Raw genomic sequence first — 4,314 nt, forward strand, 5'->3', positions numbered from 1 at the left:
GCACGGCGTCAGTGACCTGATCCGCCTCGGCGCCGACGTCGAGCGCGCCGTCCTGTCACGGGCGGTCCTATGGCATTGCGAGGACCGCATCATCCGATACGGCAACCAAACCATCGTCTTCTGACGGCGGTCCCGAACTCGACGTCGGCGACCTGCGGCGACGACGCAATGCCGGACACGGCGCGCGGATGCATCGACAGAATGCGCACGATCTGACGTTGGGCCTTATCGTGTCGCTGTGCCTGAGATAGATCGTCGCAATCTGTTGTTCATGTCGGGGATGGGCCTGCTCGCGGCCGCGCTCCCCGTGCCGCTGGCCGGGGCCGACCCGGTCCGACCGGGACTGCCGGCGAGTCCCGTGTCCCCGCCAACGGCGCCGCCGCTGGTCGGCGCGACTCCGACCTACCTTTTCCACGACGAGTTCGACGGCCCGGCCGGCTCGGCCCCCGACTACTCCAAGTGGAATGTGGCGAAGGCGCGGGAGACCATCAGGAACCCCGTCTTCTGGGACAGGCCCGAGAACATGGGGCAGTACCGCGACGATCGCCAGCACGTATTCCTGGACGGCAAGTCCAACCTGGTCATCCGCGCGACGAGGAACCCAGGCGGCAAGTACGTCAGCGGCAAGCTTGTGGGTACCTACTGGGGCGGCATCAACACCACCTGGGAAGCGCGCATCAAGTTCGACTGCCTGACCCTCGGATGCTGGCCTGCCTGGTGGCTGTCGAACGACCACCCGGAAGTCGGTGGCGAGATCGACATGGTCGAGTGGTACGGCAACGCGAATTGGCCTTCGGGGACCACTGTGCACGCCAAGTCGGACGGCACTTCGTTTGCGACCCTTCCGTTCCCCGTGGACAACGCGTGGCACACGTGGCGAGTCACGTGGAATGACGCAGGCTTGTACTTCTGGGTGGACTACGTCGACGGCGCGCAGCCGTACTTCGAAGTTCCTGCGAACTCACTCGACGGGTGGCCGTTCAACTTCCCCGACTACCGGGTGTTCCCGGTGCTGAATCTGGCGGTCGCCGGTTCGGGCGGCGGAGATCCCGCCGGGGGTACCTATCCGGCGGACATGCTCGTCGACTGGGTACGCGTCTGGTGACTCATCGCCTGCCCGCGACGGCGCGGGCAGGCTGGGTCAGACCCAGATGGTCGCGCAGCGTGGTGCCCTCGTAGTCGGCCCGGAACACGCCGCGGTCCTGCAGCAGCGGCACGACCTGGTCGACGAACGGGTCGAGCCCGCCGGGCGTGACGTGCGGAACGAGGATGAATCCGTCGCTGGCATCGGCCTGAACGAGGTGATTGATCCGCTCGGCGACCGTGCTCGGTGACCCGATGAAATTCTGGCGGCCGGTGACCTCGACGATCAGCTCGCGGGTGGTCAACTTCCCGGCCTCGGCCTTGGCCCGCCATTCGTTGGCGGTCTCGATCGGGTCGCGGTGCATCCGCACACTGGCCCGACCGCGGGAAATGGTGTTCTCCCCTACGACCGGATCGACCGACGGCAACGGGCCATCCGGATCGTGATCGGACAGGTCGCGGTTCCAGAGCTGCTCGAGGAACTTGATCGCCGTCGCCGGCGACACCTGCGCCAGGCGGACGTCGTGGGCGATGTCGGCCGCTTCGGCGTCGGTGTCACCGAGCACGAACGTCGCGGCGGGCAGGATGAGCAGCTGGTCGTGTTGTCGCCCGTAGGCGGCGAGGCGCCCCTTCACGTCGGCGTAGAAGGCCTGGCCGTCCTCCAGCGTTCCGTGCCGGGAGAAGATCGCGTCGGCAGCGGCTGCGGCGAACTCACGCCCGTGATCGGAATCGCCCGCCTGAAAGATCACGGGTCTGCCCTGGGGGCTGCGTGGGACGTTGAACCGGCCGCTGATGTCGAAGTGCGCGTTCGAATAGGTGAACGCGCCTGCCGCGGAATCGGACAGGAACACGCCGCGGTCCTTGTCGGCCACGATCTCGTCACCGCGCCAGGAGTCGAAGAGCGTGTGCGCGGCCTCGAGGAAGTGTTCGGCGCGCTCATAGCGCTCGTCCTCGGCAAGGAACCCGCCGCGGCGGAAGTTCTCGCCGGTGAAGGCATCCCATGACGTGACGACGTTCCATGCGGCACGGCCCTCGGAGAGGTGGTCGAGCGACGCGAACTGTCGGGCGACTTCGTAGGGTTCGTTGAACGTCGAGTTGATCGTGCCGGTCAGCCCGAGCCGGTCCGTGACGGCAGCGAGGGCGGCAAGGACGGTGAACGTGTCCGGTCGGCCGACCACGTCGAGGTCGTAGATCTCGCCGCCCTGCTCGCGCAGGCGCAGACCCTCGGCGAGGAACATGAAGTCGAACTTGCCGCGTTCGGCGGTCTTGGCGAAATGGACGAACGAACTGAACTCGATGTGGCTGCCCGAGGCGGGATCACTCCACACCGTGGTGTTGTTGACGCCGGGGAAGTGCGCGGCGAGGTGAATCTGCTTGACTGGCTTGCTCATACGCGTTCCTAGGTCTCAGACGTTCGAGTAGCGGTTGGCTGGACGCGGGAGATCGAGTGATCCTCGCAGCGTGGCGGCGTGATACGCGGTGCGAAATGCTCCCCGCTTGCGCAACTCGGGGACCAGGCCGTCGGTGATCTGCAGAAGGTCGTGGGGGAGGGTCGCGGGACGCAGCCGGAATCCCGCCGCGCCTGCCGCGTGCCACTGCTGCAACAGATCAGCCAGTTCTGCCGGTGCTCCGACGAAAACCTCGGCGTCGCTGACGTATTCGCGGCCCAACAGGGCATCGAGCCGTTCCCGACGCGCCATGGCGGCGCCGGCGGTGTCGTCGAGGAACACGACGAGGTCGGCGAACACCTTTACCGGTGCCAGGTCGTCGGCCCGCTGCGACGAGATCGCGTCGATGATGGCCGCGGCTTCGGCGGCACTGTGGGGGGTGACGAAGCCGATGTCGGCGCTGGTGGCGATGAGGCGGTAGGCAGCGTCCACGTGGCCGAGTGCGGCGACGATCGGCTGTCCCTGCGGTGGCCGTGGCGTGATGGATGGGCCCTTGACGGAGAACTTCGGGCCTTCGAAGTCGATGTAGTGCAGCTTGGTTCGGTCGACGAAGCGCCCGGTGGCGACGTCGCGGATCTCGGCGTCGTCCTCCCAGCTGTCCCACAGCCGCCGGAGTACTTCAACGTAGTCCGCCGCTTCGTCGAAGAGTTCGTCGGCGAGCGCGGGGGAGCGCTCCGGGATGTCCCGGCGACCGAAGTGGCGCGCTGCATCGACGCTCGCCGACACCTGCACCCGGACGCCGGCCCGGCCGGAACTGACGTAGTCGAGCGTGGCGATGGCCTTGGACAGGTGGAACGGCTCGGTGTGCGTGGTGATCGCCGTCGGGACCAATCCGATGTGGCTTGTGCGGGGCGCGACGCGGGAGGCGATTAGCACGGCGTCCAACCGGCCGCGAACCCGGTCGGTCCGTTCATCCGCACGCGCCGGGTTGTCGAACTGCAGGGTGAGGCCGTCTTCGATGGTGACGAAGTCCAGCAGTCCCCGTTCGGCTTCGGTGACCAGGTCGGTCCAGTACCGGGGCGTCAGGAGGTCGGCGGGGCGGGCGTCGGGCTCGCGCCAGGAAGCCGGGTGCCATCCGGTCCCGTCGAGCGCGACGGCGAGATGGAGCAGATCCGAGGGAGCTGACACGGACGGTTCTCACTTTCGTTCGCGGTTTCCAGGTCAACGCTGCGCTGTGTCCTGGTCATTCCTGGCGGGTATCACCGTCGAGCCCGTGACCAGTGTCCGACCTGGTCCAGAACGTCCGAAGAGATGGGCGCACGGTGATGCCAAGTCCGTCGGGGACCGGCAAGCACCCAGGACGCCGGAGATCGTCGCGGTCGGAGTGGGCGGAGGTCCGGTGGCCGGCTCGATGCTGGTGACCTCGAGGTGAATGGTCCGAGGAATTTCCGGGGTGCGGCGGCGGACCCGCTTTCGCAGGGCCCGCCGCTGCGGGTGAGAGTGTCGTGGCAGCGTTGTCGCTATCGACCCGGCGGCGCCGGCGCCACCGTTGTGTCGGGCAGCTCCGGACCGCTCTGGTTCCCCTCCTGCACGTTGTCGGTGTCCGGTGCTCCCGGAACATCGGAGGTGTCGCCGGGTTCTGGAGTGTCCACCACCGAAGTCGGCGGCGGGGGCGGCGGGGCCGGGGTCGGGGTGGCGTTGGCGATGGCGACTCCGCCGCCGATCGCAACGGCGGCCAGCGCCGCGCTCACCGCGGCCACGATCTTGTCTGTGAGGTCCATCTGTTCAGTTCCCTTTCTTCGAATCTCCACCAATCTGGCGTGCCCTCACCGTGCCCACCCAA

At 67.5% G+C, this 4,314-nt stretch carries 4 protein-coding genes and 1 pseudogene; 2 read left to right on the forward strand and 3 right to left on the reverse strand.

The features are described from left to right. Positions 1–124: pseudogene (locus QOC69_RS18990) on the forward strand (formyltetrahydrofolate deformylase); the annotation flags it as partial. A gap of 123 nt (positions 125–247) precedes the next feature. Then, complete coding sequence (locus QOC69_RS18995; protein WP_526442381.1) at positions 248–1,105, forward strand: glycoside hydrolase family 16 protein; 858 nt, start codon at positions 248–250, stop codon at positions 1,103–1,105. A gap of 1 nt (position 1,106) precedes the next feature. On the opposite strand, the gene QOC69_RS19000 is transcribed toward QOC69_RS18995, so the two are convergent. The 3 genes from QOC69_RS19000 to QOC69_RS19010 form a co-directional block, all read right to left on the reverse strand. Further along, complete coding sequence (locus tag QOC69_RS19000; protein WP_526442375.1) at positions 1,107–2,474, reverse strand: NtaA/DmoA family FMN-dependent monooxygenase; 1,368 nt, start codon at positions 2,472–2,474, stop codon at positions 1,107–1,109. 15 nt (positions 2,475–2,489) lie between these two features. After that, the gene (locus tag QOC69_RS19005) at positions 2,490–3,659 is read right to left on the reverse strand and encodes an LLM class flavin-dependent oxidoreductase (RefSeq protein WP_526442377.1); all 1,170 of its coding nucleotides are present in this window, start codon (positions 3,657–3,659) and stop codon (positions 2,490–2,492) included. Positions 3,660–3,991: 332 nt separating this feature from the next. Then, the gene (locus QOC69_RS19010; RefSeq protein WP_526442379.1) at positions 3,992–4,252 is read right to left on the reverse strand and encodes a hypothetical protein; all 261 of its coding nucleotides are present in this window, start codon (positions 4,250–4,252) and stop codon (positions 3,992–3,994) included. Positions 4,253–4,314: the final 62 nt, after the last annotated feature.

Origin of the sequence: Mycobacterium sp., assembly GCF_032162105.1 — a bacterium.
In the GTDB taxonomy this organism is placed as follows: domain Bacteria; phylum Actinomycetota; class Actinomycetes; order Mycobacteriales; family Mycobacteriaceae; genus Mycobacterium.